The following is a 21,594-nucleotide window of genomic DNA, read 5'->3' on the forward strand; positions in this document are numbered from 1 at the left end:
CGAGTGCTAGCTAAACCAGGTCAGCCAGAGTGGTAGCACTAACAACAACCCGATAAAGCTGAGAGCAATACTACCTGTGAGCAACTCGCGATCGAGATTATAAACCTCCGCCAAAATCAGCACCGACAACCCTGTGGGTGTACCCGACATCAGCACCAAAACCAATCGAGGTACCCCTGTCACACCAAAGCATGTTGCCCCTAGTCCCACCAAGCCAGGCACAATCAAAACTTTTAGTAGGGTAGGCAAGATAGCACGTTGGAGACTGTGCCAGCCTTTAATAGAACCGAGACGTAACCCGACAAGTAACAAAGCACTAGCCATCACAACCCACACCGCTTGGTCTAAACCAGTCGCGATCGCCTCTGGTAGTGCGATCGAACGGGTGCTAAACCCTAAGAAAAAAGCCCAAGTGCTCGGAACGGTTACTACATCCCGCAACTGAATCCACCAATGATTCTTAGTCGCGCTGTGGCCAAAGTAGCTAGCAATAAACACAGCAATGCCATAGTTGCCCGCTACGTTGCTAGTGACGCTAAATAGGACTGCCCAGCCTAGATCGTCGATGCCAAACAACACCTGGGCCAGAGCCAAGCCGACAAAACCCGTATTCCCCAACATCGCCGCCAAAATAAAGCTGCCAAGCGTCGCTCTGGGAGATACAGCGGCACTGCTAGAGGTTGAGGTGATTGGACTCGGAGCTGAGTCAGCAGTAATTTCTATCGAGCTAGATTGCCTTTGTGCAGTCCACCAAAAAATTAAGGATAACCCCAAGCTCAGCAACAACACCCCAACTGCTACCGCTGGAATGAAGCCGACGCGATCGGACCACTCAGTTTGCCGTCCGAGCACCAGTAATTGTAAAGGCACCCCCACCCAATACAAGGCTTGCCCCAACAACTGAGGAAATCGCTCAGGCACGAACCGGAGGAGCAATAGCCCTAACCCTGGCCAAATCAGCAACGGAGTGTAAGCACGGAACAGGGTATCCAGCATAAAAAGGACTCGGTAGGGCTATTGAACCGTAGTTGGTTACCAGGCTGACCGCTCCCAAAACCCCTCGCCGCTCCAGAGAGGAACTTTGAATTTCTCTCCCCTTGTCAGCCAGGGAAGGGGTTGAAGCTTAGGTTTCAAGGTCATTTTATTTAGGAACGAGGCGCATCTTGCAAATCTCCTGGTCGGATGGATAGTTGCTGAGTTTGTTCACCCCGCTGCACTTGCAACTGTAAAGGCTGATTGACCCGACTTTTTTCGACCGATCGCTGTAATTGCTCAGCAGTTTTGACCGATTGGCCATCTACAGCAGTAATTACATCACCCCGACGTAAACCTGCTGCTGCCGCTGGGCTATTGGGCATCACCTGCATCACCAAAACGCCATTGACTTCTGGAACCGTAAAAGGAGAGTTGGGGTTGCTATTAGATTCTTGCGCCAGTGCTGGGGTAAGGGTGAGGAGGCGCACCCCGATATAGGGATGGGGTACCTTGCCGCCGCGAATCAACACATCTTTGATCGCTTTGGCTTTATCAATGGGAATGGCAAAACCAATGCCTTGAGCATCGGCGCGGATAGCGGTGTTAATTCCAATCACTTCACCGCGATCGCTCAGCAGCGGTCCTCCAGAGTTTCCGGGGTTGATGGCTGTATCCGTTTGGATAAAGTCGAGGCGCTTATCGGGAATGCCCACTTGGGCGCTGGAACGGTTGAGGGTGCTGATAATGCCTAAGGTGACGGTGTTATCCAGCCCCAAGGGGTTGCCGACTGCGATCGCCCAATCTCCCACCTGCACATCGCTAGAGTTACCCAACGGAGCCACAGGCAGATTTTGGCCGTTGATTTTCACCACTGCTAAGTCAGAGGGTTCATCAATGCCGCGCACTTCTCCCTTGAAGGTCCGACCATCCTTGAGCGTCACGCTCACCGTATCTGCTCCACTCACCACATGGGCATTGGTCAAGAGAATGCCATTGCGATCGATGATGAAGCCAGAACCTTGACCCCGCTGGTGATATTCCTGCGGGGCGCGGGAGTAGCCATCGCCAAAGAAAGGGCTAAAAAAAGGATCATCAAAATAGGGATCGGCGGGACGAGTGGTAATTGTGCGATCGGTGTCAATCCGCACCACGGCTGGCCCAACTTGATTAACAGCAGCAGCCACAAAATTACGGCTGGTTTCTTGGCTAGGCGCAATATTGGGGGCGATCGCAGGAGCAGGGGCAGGAGCTTCCACGGTAGCAGGGCTGATCTGCGTGGCTTGATTGATCAGCGCTGAAACCTTGGGAAGCCAAGCTGAGGGAAAAGTCCACAGCACAGCCAAAGTCAAAGCAACGCTCAACACAATCACCAGGGCGTAGCTACTAATTTGACGAAGCGGAAAAAAGCGTTGCTCCGAGGACGACATCACAATTCCTCCAGGTTCTTCGATCGCTTATTAGAACTGCAAAAACAAAATCAAGATATGACAAAACACTCGGTGTGACCATGACACCCCTAACGCAGCAAACGCTGTTGCAGCCCCAACGTTAATTATGCTCTGGTAGCAGCATAATTTTTACCTGTTTTGGGGCTAGGGATGATAACGGCAACGGCCAAGCATCTACCCTCGTATTCTAATTTTTCCACCCGTAAAACTTGAATATTTCACGGCCTATCGGCGCTCTGTATCCGGAAATACCAAAACTATTGCATGACAGCCTGAGTTCCTTCCTAATATTGATGCGAGTTACGGTTCCATCAGTTTCATAGAAGAAGCTGTAGAAATTTCGCTTTATGATTCGCCTGCTGGTCAACTTGCTGGTCGCTGTGTTGAATACCTTCTATAGAGAGGACGATGGCCCTGATTTGTCAGTACAGGTCTACCGTCGCTTTTTCGTGCTGGAAACAGTAGCGCGGGTGCCCTATTTTGCCTACCTGTCAGTGCTGCATCTGTACGAAACAATGGGCTGGTGGCGCAAATCGGATTGGTTAAAGATTCACTTCGCTGAAGCTTGGAACGAGTTGCACCATCTCCTGATTGCGGAAGCACTGGGGGGCGATCGCTTTTGGCTCGATCGATTGCTAGCGCGAGCAGGGGCGTTTTTCTACTACTGGATTCTGGTGCCTGTCTATATGATTTCACCACGAACCGCTTATCACTTTATGCAGTTGGTGGAAGAACATGCCTACCAGACTTACGACACCTTTCTACAAAAACATGAGGCGGCTCTCAAGGCCGAGCCCGCACCTGAAGTTGCCACCAAGTACTACTTGGAAGGTGATATGTACCTGTTTGATGAGTTTCAAATGTCGCTGGGTTCGGAGCAGCGCCGTCCCCACATTGAGACGCTCTATGATGTGTTTGTGGCAGTGCGAGATGATGAGCTAGAGCATGTCAAAACCATGATTGCTTGCCGGCAAACCGACGCTCAAGCAACCTTCCAAAGCCCGCACAGTGCTGAGAAGCTTGCTTTACCAGAAGCTACGCAGGTGGCGATCGAAGAAACGACACAGCAGCTCGTGAAAGAATCCCCGGCTGAACCTGTCGAGATTGGGTAGATCAATCGCTACCTGAATGGCTAACCTCTGCAAGCATCCTAGCGGTTGCACCTTTGGATACCAGCGCTAAAGCTTCACGGACGACTTCGGAGCCAGCACCTGTGAGACAAGAATTTTCTGTGAGATGTCGTTTCCAAATTCGGCTTCCTGGTTGCCCCGCAAACAGTTGCAGCATGTGACGGGTAATTTTGTGGAGTTTCAGACCTTGAGCCGTCCAAAAATCAATGTAGGGCAACATCGCTTCAGCCACATCCTGAGGAGTGGGAGGGGCAGTTTCTTCGCCGTAAATGAGGCGATCGCTTTGAGCAAACAGATAAGGCTGATCGTAAGCGGCACGACCAATCATCACTGCATCCACCGAGCACAACTGTTCTTGCACCTGCGCCAAGCTAGTGAAACCGCCGTTGATCTCAATAAATAAGTGGGGGAAGTCTTGCTTCAGCCGATGCACGTCTGCGTAGCGGAGGGGGGGAATATCGCGGTTTTCTTTGGGACTGAGTCCTTGCAACCAAGCTTTGCGAGCATGGACAGTAAAGCGATCACAGCCTGCCGCAGCAACGGTTTGGACAAACGCCACCATATCTTCGTAGCGATCGCGATCATCAATGCCGATGCGGTGCTTGACGGAGACTGGAAGGCTGGTTGCCTGCATCATGGCAGCGACACAATCGGCCACTCGTTCCGGTTGGGCCATCAGGCAAGCGCCAAAGTTACCATTCTGGACGCGATCGCTAGGGCAACCGACGTTGAGGTTGATTTCGTCGTAACCTAGGTCGGCGGCAATTTGGGCACAGATAGCAAGGTCTTTGGGGTTATCTCCGCCCACTTGCAGCGCTAGGGGTTTTTCTTCGGGGGAAAAGGCTAGTAATCGTTCGCGATCGCCGTGCAAAATGGCAGAACTCGTCACCATTTCGGTGTACAGCAGGGTTCGCTGGGTGATTTGCCGCATGAAATAGCGGAAGTGGCGATCGGTACGATCCATCATGGGGGCGACGCTGAGGGGGTTGCCGATGGGGGCGCAATCGCGGGGGGATGAGTTGGTTACGGGTGCTGTGCTGAAAGCGGTCATTGGTTTGAGGGATGTTTCCTCTGGTTTTTCATCTCTGCTGAAGAGCCGAACCCTTGGGGGCGCTTGCCCCCAAACCCCCGCTGAAGGACGGCTGCGTCCTCCAGACCTCCTCCAGAAAGGTACGGATATAGTTGTAACTTCTGAATCCAGCTTCCCCTAGTATTGGGGGACTGAGGGGGCAGTGCAAGGAGTTGAAGCTTAAGAGGCAACGGCGGTTTTGTCTGCTTCGCGGGCTCCGACTGCTAATACTAAGCATAGGGCGGCGATCGCGGTTTGCCATTCTTGGCGAATGCTGGTGTCTTCTACATCATCAAATAAGCTAACTAACCGTGGGATGGAGCGTTCCATGGCGGGACGGGGCACGGGTTGGTGCAGTTCGACTAAGCGGGTTAAGCTTTCTTGGTTGTTGAGGAAGTTGACAACCCAGCGAGTGGCATGGTCAGGGCTATCTGGCACCCGCTTCACATCTAGCTCTGTTTTCAACCAGATATAGAACGGGGGCAGGTTCTCTGCTAAGACTTGACCTGCAGTGGGTAAGGTTTGCCGTAGTAGCTCAACATTCAGGCTAGCTAGCTTTTGTTGAACTGCGGGGTTTGCCAACAACTCGGACAAGTTGCAGGCTAGCAAAACTTCAACATCAGTAGTAGCAAGATTGAGGTGCTGGGCAAAAGTATTTAACATGATCAATTCTGACAGGAACTAAAGTACGACTGACTTATGGAAATGCTGAGGCGCAAAGACGGCCTTGCGGCATCTACGTATCTTCAGCACTTAAGCACAAAGCACAAAGGAAATGGCCAGTATAAATGCGGGACTAGGGTCAGTGGTTTCCGACCACGACAAGATGATGGGAACTCTCGGCCTCCAATCAAATTCTGATCAGATAAGGTGGAATTAGTGGGAAGGAGCAGCAGCGATGTCTAGAGTTGCGTTTGTTGGTCAGGCAATCAGGTCTTCTTTGGGAATAGCGATCGCCCTTGGAGTAACAGCGATCGCCTCCTTGCCCAGCCAAACACTGGCTCAAACTGAGCCTACAAATACTCCTAACAGCAATCCACCCCCTCAATCTGGCTGCATTTCTGGCTACCCGGATGGCACCTTTCGCGGTGATCGCCCGGTGACTCGTTACGAATTTGCGGCTGGCTTAAATGCTTGCCTGAATAATATCGAGCAGCAGATTCCAACAAACCGCGCTAACTTAGCGACCAAGGCCGACTTTAGAGCATTGATTGAACGGCAGCGGGAGCTAAATACTCAGGTCAAAGATTTATCGAGCCGCGTTGATGGCATTTCTACCAAAACCATGACTCGGCCTCGTCAACCACTGAGACACGGCCCCAAGCTATAGACTCATCAGGTTATAGAGCCATAAAGGAGCGATCGCCCTCCAGAACCCTAGTGGCAAGCGATCGCTTTTCTATTGGTTCGTCTAAAGATTCGTCTGAAGTTTTAGACTTTGGTGCGATCGGTGAGGATTTCGTAGCCCTCTTCGGTCACCAAAACGGTGTGCTCAAATTGAGCTGAGAGGGAGTTATCTACTGTCACCACCGTCCAGCGGTCTTGCAAGGTGCGGGTGACTTTGGAGCCAGCATTCAGAATCGGCTCGATGGCTAGGGTCATACCTGCCCGCAGCTTCACGTTGGGCATTTGGCGAGTGCGGAAGTTAAACACAGAAGGCTCTTCGTGTAGGTTACGACCCACACCATGCCCGGTGTAGTCTTCTACGATCACGAAACCATTCGCCTCAACGTGGTCTTGCACCGCACCCGCCAAGTCCAGTAGGTACTTGCCCGCTTTAACTTGCTCAATGCCTTTGTAAAGGGCTTCTTCAGCCACTCGGATTAACTTAGCTGCGTCCGGGGTCACTTCTCCCACACCGATGGTGATGCAAGAGTCGCCATGAAAGCCTTGGAAGTAAGCTCCGGTGTCAATCTTGACCACATCTCCAGTGCGAATCACCTTTTTGGCGTTGGGAATCCCATGCACCACTTCGTTGTTGATGCTGGAGCAAATGGAGGCAGGGAAGCCATGATAGCCCTTAAAGCTCGGTGTAGCTCCCATTTCGCGAATCCGCTTTTCTGCATGAGCATCCAAGTCAGCAGTTGTCATCCCCGGTTGAATAATTTGGGAGATTTCTTTCAACACGGTCGCGACAATTTTGGCTGACTCCCGCATAATCTCAATTTCGCGCGGAGACTTAATCTCGATTCCCCGACGTTGCTTAACACGGGGTGGCTGAGACGCTTGAGGAATCAAATTGCTGAGGATGTTCATGGAGATCGAGGAGTACTGATAGGAGCTGATCTTTAGATCTAAGTTAACCCAATTTGCTCTAGGACAGCAGAGCGATCACTGTCCTAATTCTTTAGCGGGCGGCTGCGGCTGGTGCACCTGCGGTCACTACCACTAAGCGATCCGGTTGGAGCAATTCTTGGATGGCTTGGTTCACTTGTTCAACGCTTACGGCTTGAATCTTGTTGCTAAACTGCTGCAACTCTTCCCGCTTGAGGCCATAAACCTCATTCAGCAGAATTTGCTCAGAGAGAATCTCAGGGTCAGCCAGTTCCACCGGATAGCCACTGGCTAAAGATTGCTTCGCGATCGCGACTTCAGAGGCACTGACTCCCTGCTCACGCATCTGCTTCAGCAAAGCCAACGTGCTATCGATCGCCTGCTGCGAGTCTTCGGGTGCAGTTTGCATTGAGATCAAGAATGGTCCTGCCGAGGTGCCAGCCTGGAAATAGCTATAAATGCCGTAGGTGAGTCCTTGGCGATCGCGAATTTCGGTTCCGAGTCGGCTAGAAAGCGTACTACCTCCCAAAATCTCATTTAGCACTAAAGCTGCGTAATAGCGGGGATCTTGGCGATCGATCCCTTGGTAGCCCAAGTAAGTGACTGATTGGGTTTTTCCGGGCAAAGGAGCCGCTAAATAAGTCGATTTTTCGGGAGCAGCTACGGTTGGGAAATTGAGTTTCGGAGCTTGTCCAGCCGCTTGCCAAGTTCCTAGTTGTTGCTTCAGGAGCGATCGCACCTGTGCAGGGTCAAAGTTCCCAACTAAAGCCAAAACAGTTTTGTCCGGTCGATAATGCGTGCGATAAAACTGCACTACATCGTCACGGGTAATTTGCTTCAGGCTTTCAGGGGTAGGGAAGCTGTGGAAGGGATGATTGGCTGGATAAATGGCTTGCTGAAATTGGCGACGACCCAGAGAGCGGGGATCATCTAATTGCTCTTGCAAGTCGCTAAAAGCTCGCTGCCGACTTAACTCCACCTCATCGGCAGGGAAGGAAGCGTTTTGTACGACATCAGCCAAAGTTTGCACCAGCAAAGGTAGATCGGTTGCTAGGCCATCGCCATCAATCGTCACCCCTTCGCGATTGGTATCAAAGGCTAAGTCAGCTCCTCGATCTTCCAGCGTTTCAGCCAACGTCAAGGCATCTTTGGTTTTGGTGCCGTTCATCACGTTTTCAGCAGTCAAGTCGGCCAGTCCTGCTTTCTCATTGGAGTCGTACTCGGTGCCAGCGGCAATATGACCACTCAGCGTAACCGTTGGCGTGCTGGTGTCTGGTAGCAAGAGGATGCGTAAGCCATTTTTCAGCGTAATTGCTTCTGGCAAGGCTTGGCTGTTCCGGGAGGTCGTTGTCTCTAAGGGGGGTAGATATCGCCCTAGTTCCGCCGGATCAACGGGTTTGCCCGCACCAAGATTTTCGGTCGTTTGGGTCGTCCCCGCTCCAGTCCCTCCGGCGTCTGCTTGGAGTTGAGTCGGTTCAAAGAAGCCAACGGTACGGCTAGCAGGCTGGAAATAACTTTTGGCAACGCGCTGTACATCCGCTGCTCTGACTTGGGCGATCGCAGCCAACAAGCGATCGCTATAACGGTAGTCTCCCGCGACGCTTTGGTCATCGGCTAGCTGCATGGCTTGACTCGTGACATCACGGTTTTGCAGCAGCCGGGAAGCGCGTAATTGGTTTTTAGCTCGTTGGAGTTCTGCCTTGCTCACGGGCTTATCTTGGAGATTGGCGAGCGATCGCTGCAAAACTCGATCAATTTGGTTCAGCTTTTTGCCAGGGGCTGCGGTCACAGACAAGCTATACCAGCCAGAGCTGAGTAAGTTAGCAGCATAGCCACCCGCTTCACTGGCTAAACCGGACTCCACCAAAGCTTGGTACAGACGAGAGCTACGGCCTCCGGTCAAAATGTAATCCATAACCTGAAGCGCAGGCACATCCGGGTGGCTCAAATTAGGCAATGGATAAATTGCTTGCAGGAGGGATGCACTTCCAGGCTCTCGCAGCATAATCGGTGCTTGAGTAGCGGCAGGTTTTGGCGTAGTTGGGGCGATCGCTGGTACGGGTTTTGCGGTCCCCAGCCTCTCCTGATTCGGAATTTGTCCAAACGCTGATTTAACAGCTTGCAAGGTGGGTTCAGTCTCAAAATCTCCCACAATCACGAGTGTGGCATTGCCGGGACTGTAGTATTTGCGGTAGTAGTCTCGCACTTGCTCAACCGTAAAGCTCTCCACATCCGCTTTAGTGCCGCCAATTGTCAAACCATAAGCCTCTTGGGGAAATGCTGCTCTGCGTACCGCGCGCTCTAAGCGATAACCTGGTTCATTCTCATAGCCTTGCAACTCCGAAACTACTACCCGCTTTTCACTCCTGAGCTGTTCAGGATTAATCAGCGCATTCTTCATTCGGTCTGCTTCTAGAACTAGCAGCGCTTGCAGCTTGTCTCGCTCTACAGTGCCAAAATAGGCCGTTTGGTCGTAAGAAGTAAAAGCATTAGACTGACTGCCGAGCGCGCTAAACAAACGCCCAAACTGAATCGGGCGATTGTTAGTTCCTTTGAACATGAGGTGCTCCAGCAGATGGGAAATCCCATTGAGACCTGCTTGTTCATCCCGCGAACCAACCCGATACCACACTTGCACGCTGACAACAGGAGCGGTGTGCAGTTCTTTAGTTAAAACCGTTAAACCGTTATCTAGGACAGTTTTTCTTACCCCTTGAGTCAAGGAAGCAGCAGGCATGACACTAGAAGACGACTTCATATCAGGCTTAGTCTTAGCATTAGGAGTGGCAGAAACGCTGGGAAGTACCAAGGTAGCGGCAGTTTCACTTGAAATCAATAAAACAGTGGTTAAGCAAAGGGCGAGTAAAGCAGGCCCGGTAGCGCGACGCACAAAAGCTGACAATGACATGAGAAATCACGATGCAATAATTGCACTAATTACGAATCGCCTTAACTGAAAATTCAGCTAGGTAGGGCTGCGTGAGCCTGACATCTACTCTAGTTCACTTCTCCTATACTCAGCCTGAGGCCGTTTAATCAGGCAATTGCGATCGCTTTTCCCCATCGCTGCGCTTTTCCCCATCGCTGCGCTTTTCCTCATAACTCAAACCAAGGGGAAGTCAGGCCATTGTGACTAACTTGACACGAAAAAATAACATTGCTTGGAGCTCTTCACCTAAAGTCTTTCTTTAGAGAGATTTTAGGCAAAACAAAAGCAAATTTATTCTTAAAAAGCGAAAAATTAGCGCTCAGATGCCCCAGCGGGGCATTGCTTGTTTAAGCAAGCTAAAGCTCTAATTCTCTATGCCCCCCGTGAAGGAAAGTCAGGATGAAGCCCTTTGTCGTTCTGCCACTGCTGAGTTTGCTACTGCTAGGCTGCAACCCAAATCAGACTGCAACTTCTCCTAGTTCAGCCCCTGCCAACTCCTCTGCTCAATCTAGCCAGTCGAGCGATCGCCAGTCTCAAGATAAGCCAATTGTGATCACCACGGTGGCTCCTTTGACGAACATCGTCAGCAATATTGCGGGCGATCGCGCTGATGTCAGAGGCATTGTTCCAGAAGGAACCAACTCTCATACCTTTGAACCTCGTCCCTCCGATGGTGAGTTGATCAAGCAAGCTGATTTAGTTATTGCGAATGGTTTACAGCTAGAAGTCCCTACCTTAGAGTTGGCTGAGGCTGCTAAGCCCAAAGAGACGAAAATCTACGAAGTGGGTACCAACACCATCGCACAAGACCAGTGGATCTTTGATGCCAGCTTCCCTAAAGCAGGCGGTAAGCCCAATCCGCACCTCTGGGTCAACCCCAAATATGCAGCGGCATATGCTCAGCAAGCTGCTGAGCAACTCACCGCTCTAGATCCCGCTGGAGCTGACTACTACGCCGCCAACCTGAAAAGCTATCTACAACGCTTAGACCAGCTCGACCAAGTCACCCGAAAAGTGGTCGCCAGCATTCCGCCCGAAAATCGCAAACTCTTGACCTATCACGATTCTTGGGCGTACTGGGCCCGTGAATATGGAGTTTACATAATCGGTGCCATTCAACCCTCCGACTTCAACGAACCTTCCGCTCAGGATGTCGCTAAGTTGATCGATCAAATTCGAGCTACCCAAGTCCCTGCTATCTTTGGGTCGGAAGTATTTCCTAGCAAAGTGGAAGAGCAGATTGCCCGCGAAGCCAATGTCAAAACCGACAATACCAGTGATGATGACCTACCCGGTGAAGGCTCGGCCAATGCGATGGAAAATACCAATCCTAAACACACCTATATCGGCATGATGGTCGAAAACCTCCGTATCCTAGCGAAGAACTTAGGCGGTGATCCGAGCCTGGTAGATAGCCTAGAAACGGCCAACATTGTCGGACCAACCGCCACCGCTAAAGCCAAGCCATAAGCAAGCCATAAGGTAGAAAGCATGCAACCTTTGCTGGAAGTAAAACATCTTGCCTGTGGCTATCAAAGCCAAACCATTTTTACAGATGTCAGTTTCACTTTGTACCCAGGCCAGTTTTCAGGGTTAGTGGGGCCTTCAGGCAGTGGTAAAAGTACTTTACTCAAGACGATTGTGGGATTGCTGCGTCCTTGGTCAGGAGAAGTTTGGTATCGGGGACGCCGCTTAAAACCAGGAACTTCCCCCATCAAGGTAGGCTATGTTCCTCAGGTAGAGACAGTAGATTGGGGTTTCCCTGTCACCGCAGAAGAAGTGGTGATGATGGGGCGTTATCGACAACAAAAGATTTGGCCTTGGCCCTCTGCTTGCGATCGCGCCAAGGCCAGAGAACTACTCAGCCGAGTTGGCATTGAGCATGTAGCGCGTCAACCCATCGGTGAACTATCTGGCGGACAGCAGCAACGAGTGTTTCTAGCGCGAGCGCTCGTGGGCGATCCCGAAATCGTTTTACTCGATGAGCCAACCAGCAGTTCCGACTTGCATGTGCAACACGAGCTACTACACTTGTTAGCCGAGTTGGGACAACAGGGCTTAGCCATCTTGATTTCTACCCACGACCTCAATTCGGTTGCCACGCACCTGCCTTGGGTGATCTGCTTCAACCACGGCCTGATCTGCCAAGGCCCACCCAAAGACGTTTTCACGCCCGAAAGCTTGGGGAGAACCTTCCGAGGTGAAATGGTGGTATTTCGGCAAAATGATCGGATTTTGGTTGCCAGTGGAGCCACCTCCTTGCTGCACGAAATGCAAGCCAATCTGCCCCCCGCCCTCTACAAATCTCTACCTTCCAAATCTGTCTAATTTCTTGCCCCAACGTCTGGACTGACTATGGAGTTCCTGCTCAAACCTTTTCAATACGAGTTCTTTGGTCGAGCCATGTGGGTCGGGATGATGGCAGGGCTGTTGTGCGGTGTCATGGGAGTCTATATCACCACCCGACGCATGAGTTACATCGCCCACGGTTTATCTCACGCCATTTTGGGAGGTGCTGTAATTACTTATGTTCTAGGCTTCAACTTCTACATCGGCTCCGGAATCTGGGGGTTTGGCACTGCCCTGCTGATTCAATACCTCACGGGCCGCAAAATCTACTCTGATGCCGCGATCGGTATCGTCACCACCGCTAGCTTTGCCTTGGGCGTTGCCGTTATCAGCACCTATCGCAGCTTCACTCAGAGCTTCGAAGCTGCTCTTTTCGGTAATGTACTGGGCATTACGCCTACAGACCTCTGGGTCGTAACAGCCGTGACGGTGCTCTTGCTCAGTCTAGTTTTCATCTTCTACCGACCCCTGCTATTTTGGTGCTTTGACCGGGAAGTAGCGAAGGTGCATGGCGTCCCAGTTTTTGCAATGGATACGCTGTTTGCCCTGATGATGGCAACGTTACTAGTGGCGACTTTACAAGTGTTGGGAGTAACTTTAATCATTTCAGCCGTCGTGATTCCTGCTTCGATCGCTCGCCTCTTAAGCAATCGCTTTGGCACCATGATGCTGCTCTCCGGCGGATTAGGAGCCGCGATCGCCTTTGTGGGCATCTATATTAGCTATTACTTTGACATCGCCTCCGGAGCCAGCGTCGTCTTGCTTTCCACCCTGGTTTTTAGTCTCGTTCTGGCGTGGACCCGCTACCAGCAGCGCCAAAAACGTTATTTGCCCTCACCGCTGCATACGGAAAAATTGCAGTAAGCAAAGCAATTCTAAAAACAAAAAACTAGACCGAAAGCCCTTCTTCGAGTTACTATTGGAGACTGTGAGTTTTTTGAAAACCTATGAACGCGCAGGAAGTTATCCGCTCAATAGAAGCGGAGCAGTTAAAGACGAATCTCCCTGACATTTATGTGGGCGACACCGTTAAGGTGGGCGTCATCATTCAAGAGGGAGGAAAAGAGCGGACTCAGCCCTATGAAGGTGTAGTCATTGCTAAGCGCAATGGTGGCATTAACGAAACGATCACGGTGCGTCGCGTCTTCCAAGGCGTGGGTGTAGAGCGAGTGTTTCTAGTAAACTCTCCTCGCATTGATAGTATCAAGGTGATTCGTCGAGGCAAGGTGCGCCGCGCTAAGCTATACTACTTACGCGGTCGCGTTGGTAAGGCAACTCGCATTAAACAGCGCTTCGATCGCGCCCTCTAAATCAAGCTCAGCCGCCACCGCTCTAAGGTTGACGCAACGCAGCTTTAGAATTACAATGCAAAAGCTGAGCGTTGAGCCTGAGCTCAACTTGGGCGCTCTTAGTTCAGTTGGTAGAACGCAGGTCTCCAAAACCTGATGTCGGGGGTTCGAGTCCTCCAGGGCGCGCTGGATGATTACCATGACGGTTCTACTCGGAAGTCACTCCTTAACGGGTGAACGGGGGCTAAAACCACCTGCTTTCGGGTAGAATTGTTGTTTGGGCGATCCACCGAGCATTGTAATTGAGTTCCTACTTTGGGCGAAGCAACAGTGCATACTTGCTTGCAGATTTCTTGAGCAGGGTTGCCCAACTTTAAGCGGGAAACCGCTCATAGCTGCACTGATAGGGGATTAGGCAATTGTGGCCAAAAAAGACGAAGTAGAAACACAAGAGAAAAGTTCAGGATTTGATGCAGTTGGTTTCTTCAAAGAATCCAAAGAAGAGCTAGATAAGGTTGTTTGGCCAAGTCGTCAACAGCTCGTCAGTGAATCCTTAGCAGTACTGCTGATGGTGACCCTATCTGCAACCCTCATCTACTTGGTGGACAACTTCTTCGACTGGGTCGCAGGAAAGGTGTTTTGATGACTTCTGCATCGGATGAATCATACAATTCCATCGCACCAGAAGCGAACATGGAAACCAATGAAGAGTCATTTGATCCGAATGCTTCTCATTGGTATGCCGTTCAAGTCGCTTCCGGTTGTGAAAAGCGGGTAAAAACCAACCTGGAACAGCGAGTCCAAACGATGGATGTCGCCGAGCGAATTGTCCAGGTCGAAATTCCTCAAACTCCTGCTGTCAAGATTCGGAAAGATGGCAGTCGGCAAAATTCGGAAGAAAAAGTCTTCCCTGGCTATGTGTTAATTCGCATGGTCATGGACGATGAAACTTGGCAGGTTGTCAAGAACACCCCGAATGTGATTAACTTTGTCGGCGCTGAACAAAAGCGTCGCTATGGACGCGGACGAGGCCACGTGAAGCCCATGCCACTGGGTGCGGCAGAAGTGGAACGTATTTTCAAGCGCGCGCAAGAGCAAAAGCCAGTCATCAAGATTGACATGGCAACTGGAGATAAAATTCTGGTGCTCTCAGGTCCTTTCAAAGACTTTGAAGGGGAAGTGATTGAAGTGAGTCCAGAGCGGAGCAAGCTTAAAGCATTGCTTTCCATCTTTGGGCGGGACACTCCTGTCGAACTGGAGTTTAATCAGGTTCAAAAACAGAGCTAGAAGATAAATGGCAAAGAAAGTAGTTACGGTCATTAAGTTGGCCATTAACGCAGGCAAGGCGAACCCTGCACCCCCGATCGGCCCTGCGCTCGGTCAGCATGGTGTCAACATCATGATGTTCTGTAAGGAATACAACGCTAGAACTGCGGATCAGGCAGGCCTAGTAGTTCCTGTAGAAATCTCTGTTTACGAGGATCGCAGTTTCACCTTCATCCTCAAAACTCCTCCTGCTTCTGTGCTTATTCGCAAAGCCGCAGGTGTAGACCGGGGTTCTGGTCAACCCAATACTAAAAAAGTTGGTTCGATCACCCGCTCTCAATTGCGAGAGATTGCTCAAACAAAGCTGCCCGACTTAAATGCTAACGATGTTGATGCTGCCATGAGAATTGTTGAAGGCACTGCACGTAACATGGGTATTACGGTCGGCGACTAGAAATCGAGTATTAAACAATTAATTAGGGGGGAGAAGCAGCGCTTCGTTAAACACCCCAGGAGAAGAAAATGGTAAGAAAGGTATCGCGTCGGCTCCAAGAGCTGAACAAAAAAGTAGAAGAAAGAGCGTATGAGCCGTTAGAAGCGCTCAACCTCTTGAAAGAGACAGCAACTGCGAAGTTTACAGAATCAGCAGAAGCACACATTCGTCTTGGGATTGATCCCAAATACACTGATCAGCAACTGAGAACCACTGTGGCTTTACCCAAAGGCACTGGACAAGCGGTTCGGGTTGCGGTCATTGCCCGTGGTGAAAAGGTAGCTGAAGCCAACAACTCTGGCGCTAATATCGCTGGCTCGGAAGAGTTAATTGACGAGATTCAAAAGGGCATGATGGACTTTGATGTCTTGATTGCAACGCCTGACATGATGCCTCAAGTGGCTAAATTAGGTCGCTTGCTTGGTCCTCGGGGTTTGATGCCTTCTCCTAAAGGTGGTACAGTTACCTTTGATTTAGGTCAGGCCATCGGAGAATTTAAAGCTGGGAAACTGGAATTCAGAGCTGACCGGACGGGAATTGTCCACGTTCTCTTTGGTAAGTCTGACTTTTCAACCGAAGATTTGCTGACTAACCTAAAAGCCCTCCAAGAGACGATTGACCGCAACCGTCCTTCTGGTGCCAAGGGTCGTTACTGGCGATCGGTTTTTGTTTCTGCAACGATGGGGCCTTCAATCGAAGTAGACATCAATGCTCTCCGAGACTTGAAGCTGACTGACGTAGCTTAAGGTTAGTCTTGCATCAAAACAAATTCTCCAGAGTGGAGGAGCAACAAGTTTTACCCAGAAGTTCCCAATTGAATAAACAAAGCCAGAGACAGCAGGCGCAAAATGCTTAATCTCCTGCCGAGGTTTTAACTCTACTAGTAATTGGTCAGTCTAGTTTTTGAAGACCAACCACTGTAGTGTTTAACCCGGCTCAACGTCCGGGTTTTTTTCTGGCTTACGTTTGTCTTGATAAGGGGACGGGTTAAAGTTTGGCATTCTGCGTTTTTTTAAGGAGGTGATATCAAGTATGGGTAGAACGCTAGAAGATAAGAAGGCAATCGTGGCGGAACTCAAACAACAGTTGAGCGAGGCCCAACTTGCGTTCGTGATCGACTATAAGGGCCTGAGTGTTGCTGAGATCACGGATCTACGGCGACGTTTACGTCCAAAAGGCGCGACATGCACAGTAACGAAGAATACGCTGATGCGGATTGCGGTTGACGGGGATGAAACCTGGCAACCGATGACTGAACTTGCATCTCAGTCTTCTGCCTTCTTGCTAGTGAAGGAAGACATTGGCGGTGCCATCAAGGCCTACCAAGATTTCCAAAAAGCCACGAAGAAGACTGAGCTTCGCGGCGGTGTAATGGAAGGTCGTGTCCTCAGTGCTGATGATGTCAAAGCGATCGGTGACTTACCGTCTAAAGAACAGCTTATTGCTCAGATTGCTGGGGCAATCAATGGTGTCGCTACCAAGCTGGCTGTCGGTATCAACGAAGTTCCTGGCTCTCTGGCTCGTGCCATCAAGGCTGTGTCTGAGAAAGACGACCAACAAGCTGCTTAATGCTTTTTGTTTCTGGATTTTAGATTTTGGATGTTTACCAAGTTCTAACTTTCCTAGCCCAACGGTTTACGCAAAAAATTTCTAGGAGTTAACTCATGTCTGCTACAACTGACCAAATTCTGGAACAACTAAAGTCTCTGACCTTGTTAGAAGCAGCTGACTTGGTGAAGCAAATCGAGGAAGCTTTCGGTGTTAGCGCTGCTGCTCCCGCTGGTGGCATGATGATGATGGCTGGCCCCGGCGCTGCTGCTGCGGAAGAAGTAGAAGAGCAAACCGAGTTCACTGTCAGTCTTGAAGAAGTTCCTGCTGACAAGAAGATTGCGGTTCTGAAAGTGGTCCGCTCTCTGACAGGCTTAGGCTTGAAAGAAGCGAAAGACCTCGTTGAAGCTGCACCTAAGCCCGTTAAAGAAAACGTGGCTAAGGCTGATGCTGAAGATGTGAAGAAGCAACTCGAAGAAGCTGGTGCTAAGGCAAGCATCAAGTAAGCAGTATGACTGCTATTTGATTTGTCTCAATTAAAAAGGAGCCTAAATAAACTAGGCTCCTTTTTTTGGGATTTTCCTGATGAGGGGCGATCGCTACACTAGCTTTCTTGAAAATTCGGATCTAACTACTTGAGATCTAACAAACCTGTTTCTTTTAATTTAGGGTTAAAGCGAATTTGCATTTGCACACCTCTGGCTTGTAATTCTGCTAAGACTTGTTCTTCCACTCGTCTAGCTACACGCTTGAGTAGCTTTACTTGAGTTATTTCGTCAGCTTCACGGTAATCAATCTGTTCTTCCTCGGTCATAGTTAGCTTGGCATCAATTGGCTGATTCCAGAGATTCTGCTCCTCAGCGTTGCCAAGAGGCGTAGTACCATTTTCTGCAATCCAGGCATCTCGGATGGCTTCTAGAACGGTACGATTGGGGCGATCGCTCGTCTGAACTTTGAACCAGTAACACGATTGCGGACGACGTACTAAATGTTGCTGAAGACTGAGATAAATATCGCGAGAATAACCAATAAACTGTAGGATTTTCGCTTGGTCAAAAATGCCGTAGACGCCTACTTTACCTTGGTACTGATCATTCACTTGACCCGCATCATCGATGTAGGCAATATATTCTAGGTCGGCGAGAACAGGGATATTAGTTGTGGAAGTCATACTCTGCTCAAAGAGATAGTTTTATCCAAGTTTGTGATAAACCGCACACAAGCGGCTAGGCCGAAAAATTTTAGCGTTAAACATAAAATTAGGAGGCACATTCACAATCACATAGTCCTTAGCTCCATGATATTTTTCAAATTCATGGGGCATTCCTTTGGGGGTTGAAGTGCTATAAGGCACAGGTTGAAATAATAATTTCGTGAATTCTACTTGCTGGCACTGCGACTGTTGCGAAACTTGCTGCAAAAAAGCTTCATTTTGCAATAGGTTAAATAAACTCTCTTGAGCAGCTGGCTCTAGCTCAAAGCTGCCATCGAAATGTTCAAGAACTTTTAGACCCATGATTAACAAAGAATTAATAAACGTTTAACTACAGAATAAGCCTGCGATCGCCTCTTATCACTCTACAGAATTGAGGCTACTTCAGGGATAAAAAGCCTAAGTTGTAAATTTACTTGAGGCTATGAAATTCTGATATTGCTGTCGTCAAAGCTATCCAAAGTCTCAAGATTCAGAATCGTAAAGTTTCTTTATCTATTTCCTTTTTAAATAACTCTATTGAAAAGTACCTATAGCTGGAGATTTTCCGGCTCGATCGGGTTACATCGAGTGGCTTTAGATCTGACTTAAGCCATAAAAATTTATCAAAATCCCCTAAGTCTTACTTGAGGTATAAAGCCCTGCTAAAACCAGCGCCTAGGCTGGGAAGGTGGCAGTAAAACAGAATTTAGGTCTGTTGTTTGCCAACCATAAGAAAACAGGAGGAAAAATATGGCTGATTTAGACAAAAATAAAAACCATGATTTGAATCAAAAAAACGACACCCATGAGCCCGATGCAAATCGTGACCCGCTCTCTGGTCAACCTGGTGCTCACCCGGTAGGAACTGGCATTGGTGCCGCTGGAATTGGGACAGTAGGTGCAGTTGTGGGCGGTGTGATTGGCGGCCCAGTAGGTGCAGTTATCGGTAGTGCAGTTGGAGCAGTCGCTGGGGGTTTAGTTGGTAAGAGTGCAGCTGAATCCGTTGACCCTACTGTAGAAGACGACTACTGGCGCAACAATTACAACTCTCGGCCTTATGTGGAACCAGGCCACACGTATGACGATTATAAGCCAGCCTACCAGACTGGGTATGAGGGATATGGTCTGCATGCCAACACCGGGAGAAAGTTTGACGAGATTGAGCCAGACTTACGGAACCACTATGAAACCCGTCAGGGTAATGCAGGATTAGGTTGGGATAAAGCCAAGCATGCTGCTCGTGATGCGTGGGACAAAGTTGAAAGTAAAGTGAAAGGCTCTGACAGTGGCGATCGCGACATTTCGGGCAGCAATCTAACTGACCGGAATCTGTCTGCCCAAAATACTCAGCAAGTGAATCTGTACGAAGAAAGACTGATTGCTGACAAGACCCGCGTCAAAACTGGGGAAGTTAATGTGGGCAAGCGTGTAGAAACCGAAACTACCCGAGTTCAAGTTCCAGTTGAGAAAGAGCGGATCGTTGTAGAGCGTACGACTCCCACAAATGCAGGAACTGCTGTTCCTGCTGGAGAAGCTGATTTCCGCGAAGGAGAAGTGGCCCGAGTCGAGATCTACGAGGAGCAAGCTGACATCCATAAGGAAGCAGTGCTGCGGGAAGAAGTCAAGATCCGCAAAGAAGTAGAGCGTGATACAGTGCAGGCGGAAGAGCAAATTCGCCGCGAAGAACTCGATATTGACGACCAAGGTCGTGGAATTATCGATCGCTCCAATCCTCGCATCTAACTCAGCGCCTAGTGAAGGCTGCGTTGCAGCTAGAACAGTTTAGCTAATAGTAAAAAGGGTGAGTCTAATACCTGGCTCACCCTTTTTATTAGATAGGTTTTTTGCGTTGCGCTAGAAGACGAGCTGCTAAGACTCCGCCGAGGAAACCAAATAAATGGCCCTCCCACGAAATGCCATTACTCACGGGCAAAACTCCCCAGATCAAGCTGCCGTAGAGAGTGCCCACTAGAAGTGAAAAGGCGATCCCTACCGCACTTTTTTCAAAGTAGCCCCGTAATAATAAAAAGCCAAAGTAGCCAAAAATTAAACCACTAGCCCCAATATGAATTGAGTTAGGGGAGCCAAATAACCACACGCCTAAGCCGCTCGCCAGAATTGTAATCAGACTGACGATGAAGAAGTCGCTGACTTCTCGGAGCATCACGAACCATCCCAACACTAGAAAAGGGATGGTATTGGCCATTAAATGTCCTAAGCCGCCATGTAGAAACGGTGCAAATAGGATGCCACGCAGGCCACTAATACTTCGAGGGCGAATGCCAAAGACGTTAAGTGCATTGCCTAAAACAAACGAATCAACAATTTCTAGCAACCAAATACAGATAATAAAGCCGCCCAGAATCAGAGTATGGTTTCTGAGTTCGCGGGCGATCGCCTTTCTGTCGTCATTCCTCATTGCTTTGCCTCAGCAGTGTCCCAATTGGGAAATTTGCGCCTTAAACCATCATGGTCTTGTTCTACAGTTCTAGCTTGCTGAGACTAATTTTTTCTAGAGTCCGCTTCAGGATTTATCAAGTAACTGCGATATTACCTGGATGGAGGTGCAGGTGTTGATAAGTCGCTTTGAGCTAATAGTGGGCCAATAGCCAATAGTGTAGGGCAACCACAAGAGATTGCCCTACAGTTTCCCGAGGCCCTTAAGCCATTACCATGCCACCATCGACATTCATCACTTGTCCGGTGATGTAGGCGGCGGCAGGGTCAGCGGCTAGAAACTTCACCAAGCCAGCGACTTCTTCTGGCTGTCCGTAGCGGCCTAGGGGGATAAACTTCAAAATTTCGTCTGTGTTGTTCAAGCCACTGGTCATATCGGTGGCAATGAAACCGGGAGCCACAGCATTAACCGTTACCCCTCGACTCGCTAATTCCTTGGCGACAGTCTTGGTAAAACCAATCACCCCAGCTTTAGCCGCACTGTAGTTTGCTTGGCCCGGATTGCCCATTTGTCCTGCCACAGACGTGATATTGACAATGCGGCCAGAGCGTTGCTTCAGCATAATTTTGCTGGCCGCTCTAGTGCAGAGAAACACACCAGTCAGGTTGAGATCGATTACAGATTGCCAGTCTTCTGGCTTCATCCGCAACAGTAAGGTATCGCGTGTAATTCCAGCATTGTTAACCAGAACATCAATGCGGCCCCACTTTTCCATCACAGCGCTGAACAAGGCATCGACCTGATCCGCTTTGGAGACATCGGCTTGTAGCGCAATCGCGTTACTGCCCATTGCAGTAATATCAGCCACAACTTGGTCCGCCGCAGTACTGGAACTGGCGTAGTTAACTACAACATTGGCTCCTTCAGCCGCAAGCGCCAACGCAATAGAGCGACCAATGCCTCTAGATGCTCCAGTGACGATCGCGACTTGTCCTGGCAATCGTTTCGATGCAGTCTCTTGCAACGCCTCCATACTTAATTCCTCTTTTCAAACTCAGTGGCCAATTGCTCAATCATCTTAGGCCATTTACGTCCCCACTCCGTTCCTTAACGAGTAGTCCTAAATTTGGTAATGATTCATTACCCGTGTACCACCACCCCTTAGCTGAGATACCCCTTAACCGAGGACAGATGAGCCACAAAAGATTTGCACTAGGATCAAAGCAATGAT

24 protein-coding genes, 1 tRNA gene and 1 other annotated feature are annotated in these 21,594 nt (G+C 49.7%); of the genes, 15 read left to right on the forward strand and 10 right to left on the reverse strand.

The annotated features are described in order from the left end of the window. Positions 1 to 6: 6 nt before the first annotated feature. Positions 7 to 996 carry an AEC family transporter gene (locus NDA01_RS05740; protein ID WP_348227189.1) on the reverse strand — a complete coding sequence of 330 codons (990 nt, stop codon included), beginning with the start codon at positions 994 to 996 and terminating at the stop codon, positions 7 to 9. A 149-nt stretch (positions 997 to 1,145) separates the two neighbouring features. Next, positions 1,146 to 2,402, reverse strand: coding sequence for an HhoA/HhoB/HtrA family serine endopeptidase (locus NDA01_RS05745; protein ID WP_348227190.1), 1,257 nt, complete (start codon positions 2,400 to 2,402; stop codon positions 1,146 to 1,148). 368 nt (positions 2,403 to 2,770) lie between these two features. On the opposite strand from NDA01_RS05745, the gene NDA01_RS05750 reads away from it, so the two are divergent. Continuing rightward, on the forward strand, positions 2,771 to 3,535 hold the full coding sequence (locus NDA01_RS05750) for an alternative oxidase (RefSeq protein WP_348227191.1): 765 nt from the start codon (positions 2,771 to 2,773) through the stop codon (positions 3,533 to 3,535). A 1-nt stretch (position 3,536) separates the two neighbouring features. Here NDA01_RS05750 and dusA read toward each other — a convergent pair whose 3' ends face one another. Next, a complete protein-coding gene (gene dusA, locus NDA01_RS05755) occupies positions 3,537 to 4,520 on the reverse strand; it encodes a tRNA dihydrouridine(20/20a) synthase DusA (RefSeq protein WP_431193326.1) in 984 nt (327 codons plus the stop codon). On the opposite strand from dusA, the gene NDA01_RS05760 reads away from it, so the two are divergent. Further along, the gene (locus NDA01_RS05760) at positions 4,519 to 4,764 is read left to right on the forward strand and encodes a hypothetical protein (protein WP_348227345.1); all 246 of its coding nucleotides are present in this window, start codon (positions 4,519 to 4,521) and stop codon (positions 4,762 to 4,764) included. The genes dusA and NDA01_RS05760 overlap by 2 nt on opposite strands. A gap of 38 nt (positions 4,765 to 4,802) precedes the next feature. Here NDA01_RS05760 and NDA01_RS05765 read toward each other — a convergent pair whose 3' ends face one another. Further along, complete coding sequence (locus tag NDA01_RS05765; RefSeq protein ID WP_348227193.1) at positions 4,803 to 5,285, reverse strand: hypothetical protein; 483 nt, start codon at positions 5,283 to 5,285, stop codon at positions 4,803 to 4,805. Positions 5,286 to 5,520: 235 nt separating this feature from the next. Between NDA01_RS05765 and NDA01_RS05770 the strand changes: the two genes are divergently transcribed. Continuing rightward, the gene (locus NDA01_RS05770; RefSeq protein WP_348227194.1) at positions 5,521 to 5,952 is read left to right on the forward strand and encodes an S-layer homology domain-containing protein; all 432 of its coding nucleotides are present in this window, start codon (positions 5,521 to 5,523) and stop codon (positions 5,950 to 5,952) included. Between the two features lie 101 nt (positions 5,953 to 6,053). Here the strand turns inward: NDA01_RS05770 and map are convergent, their stop codons facing one another. Both map and NDA01_RS05780 read right to left on the reverse strand, forming a co-directional pair. Next, a complete protein-coding gene (map, locus tag NDA01_RS05775; protein ID WP_290227394.1) occupies positions 6,054 to 6,878 on the reverse strand; it encodes a type I methionyl aminopeptidase in 825 nt (274 codons plus the stop codon). A 91-nt stretch (positions 6,879 to 6,969) separates the two neighbouring features. Continuing rightward, positions 6,970 to 9,804, reverse strand: coding sequence for a M16 family metallopeptidase (locus NDA01_RS05780; protein ID WP_431193327.1), 2,835 nt, complete (start codon positions 9,802 to 9,804; stop codon positions 6,970 to 6,972). Between the two features lie 420 nt (positions 9,805 to 10,224). Between NDA01_RS05780 and NDA01_RS05785 the strand changes: the two genes are divergently transcribed. The 11 genes from NDA01_RS05785 (at position 10,225) to rplL (ending at position 17,276) form a co-directional block, all read left to right on the forward strand. Further along, positions 10,225 to 11,295 (forward strand): metal ABC transporter substrate-binding protein, encoded by a 1,071-nt coding sequence (locus NDA01_RS05785; RefSeq protein ID WP_348227195.1) that lies wholly within the window; start codon positions 10,225 to 10,227, stop codon positions 11,293 to 11,295. 21 nt (positions 11,296 to 11,316) lie between these two features. Continuing rightward, positions 11,317 to 12,153, forward strand: coding sequence for a metal ABC transporter ATP-binding protein (locus NDA01_RS05790; RefSeq protein ID WP_190431215.1), 837 nt, complete (start codon positions 11,317 to 11,319; stop codon positions 12,151 to 12,153). A gap of 27 nt (positions 12,154 to 12,180) precedes the next feature. Further along, a complete protein-coding gene (locus NDA01_RS05795; protein WP_348227196.1) occupies positions 12,181 to 13,038 on the forward strand; it encodes a metal ABC transporter permease in 858 nt (285 codons plus the stop codon). Between the two features lie 83 nt (positions 13,039 to 13,121). Beyond that, positions 13,122 to 13,484: a 50S ribosomal protein L19 gene (gene rplS, locus NDA01_RS05800; RefSeq protein WP_190431213.1), complete on the forward strand. Its 363-nt coding sequence runs from the start codon at positions 13,122 to 13,124 to the stop codon at positions 13,482 to 13,484. Positions 13,485 to 13,576: 92 nt separating this feature from the next. Continuing rightward, positions 13,577 to 13,649 (forward strand) — tRNA-Trp (locus tag NDA01_RS05805). A 235-nt stretch (positions 13,650 to 13,884) separates the two neighbouring features. Beyond that, positions 13,885 to 14,106, forward strand: a complete 222-nt coding sequence (gene secE / locus NDA01_RS05810) for a preprotein translocase subunit SecE (protein WP_190431212.1) — start codon at positions 13,885 to 13,887, stop codon at positions 14,104 to 14,106. Continuing rightward, positions 14,106 to 14,750 carry a transcription termination/antitermination protein NusG gene (gene nusG / locus NDA01_RS05815; RefSeq protein ID WP_190431211.1) on the forward strand — a complete coding sequence of 215 codons (645 nt, stop codon included), beginning with the start codon at positions 14,106 to 14,108 and terminating at the stop codon, positions 14,748 to 14,750. The genes secE and nusG overlap by 1 nt, the downstream gene beginning before the upstream one ends. A 7-nt stretch (positions 14,751 to 14,757) precedes the next feature. Next, a complete protein-coding gene (gene rplK / locus NDA01_RS05820; protein WP_190431210.1) occupies positions 14,758 to 15,183 on the forward strand; it encodes a 50S ribosomal protein L11 in 426 nt (141 codons plus the stop codon). Between the two features lie 68 nt (positions 15,184 to 15,251). Then, a complete protein-coding gene (gene rplA / locus NDA01_RS05825) occupies positions 15,252 to 15,968 on the forward strand; it encodes a 50S ribosomal protein L1 (RefSeq protein ID WP_190431209.1) in 717 nt (238 codons plus the stop codon). Positions 15,969 to 16,032: 64 nt separating this feature from the next. Next, positions 16,033 to 16,185 (forward strand) — a sequence feature (ribosomal protein L10 leader region). A gap of 69 nt (positions 16,186 to 16,254) precedes the next feature. Beyond that, positions 16,255 to 16,791 carry a 50S ribosomal protein L10 gene (rplJ, locus tag NDA01_RS05830; protein ID WP_348227197.1) on the forward strand — a complete coding sequence of 179 codons (537 nt, stop codon included), beginning with the start codon at positions 16,255 to 16,257 and terminating at the stop codon, positions 16,789 to 16,791. 95 nt (positions 16,792 to 16,886) lie between these two features. Next, on the forward strand, positions 16,887 to 17,276 hold the full coding sequence (rplL, locus tag NDA01_RS05835) for a 50S ribosomal protein L7/L12 (protein ID WP_190431207.1): 390 nt from the start codon (positions 16,887 to 16,889) through the stop codon (positions 17,274 to 17,276). Positions 17,277 to 17,401: 125 nt separating this feature from the next. Here rplL and NDA01_RS05840 read toward each other — a convergent pair whose 3' ends face one another. Together NDA01_RS05840 and NDA01_RS05845 are read right to left on the reverse strand one after the other, a co-directional pair. After that, positions 17,402 to 17,941 carry a GIY-YIG nuclease family protein gene (locus NDA01_RS05840; RefSeq protein WP_348227198.1) on the reverse strand — a complete coding sequence of 180 codons (540 nt, stop codon included), beginning with the start codon at positions 17,939 to 17,941 and terminating at the stop codon, positions 17,402 to 17,404. Between the two features lie 21 nt (positions 17,942 to 17,962). Next, the gene (locus NDA01_RS05845) at positions 17,963 to 18,286 is read right to left on the reverse strand and encodes a hypothetical protein (protein ID WP_348227199.1); all 324 of its coding nucleotides are present in this window, start codon (positions 18,284 to 18,286) and stop codon (positions 17,963 to 17,965) included. A 429-nt stretch (positions 18,287 to 18,715) separates the two neighbouring features. Here NDA01_RS05845 and NDA01_RS05850 point away from each other — a divergent pair, with 429 nt between their 5' ends. Continuing rightward, entirely contained in the window at positions 18,716 to 19,708 is a 993-nt protein-coding gene (locus NDA01_RS05850) for a YsnF/AvaK domain-containing protein (RefSeq protein ID WP_242016723.1), read from the forward strand. 88 nt (positions 19,709 to 19,796) lie between these two features. Here NDA01_RS05850 and NDA01_RS05855 read toward each other — a convergent pair whose 3' ends face one another. Both NDA01_RS05855 and fabG read right to left on the reverse strand, forming a co-directional pair. After that, positions 19,797 to 20,384 (reverse strand): rhomboid family intramembrane serine protease, encoded by a 588-nt coding sequence (locus tag NDA01_RS05855; RefSeq protein WP_348227200.1) that lies wholly within the window; start codon positions 20,382 to 20,384, stop codon positions 19,797 to 19,799. A gap of 241 nt (positions 20,385 to 20,625) precedes the next feature. Continuing rightward, positions 20,626 to 21,396 (reverse strand): 3-oxoacyl-[acyl-carrier-protein] reductase, encoded by a 771-nt coding sequence (fabG, locus tag NDA01_RS05860; RefSeq protein WP_190554373.1) that lies wholly within the window; start codon positions 21,394 to 21,396, stop codon positions 20,626 to 20,628. Between the last annotated feature and the right edge of the window lie 198 nt (positions 21,397 to 21,594).

Source organism: Trichocoleus desertorum AS-A10 (assembly GCF_039962155.1).
Classification (GTDB): Bacteria; Cyanobacteriota; Cyanobacteriia; order FACHB-46; family FACHB-46; genus Trichocoleus.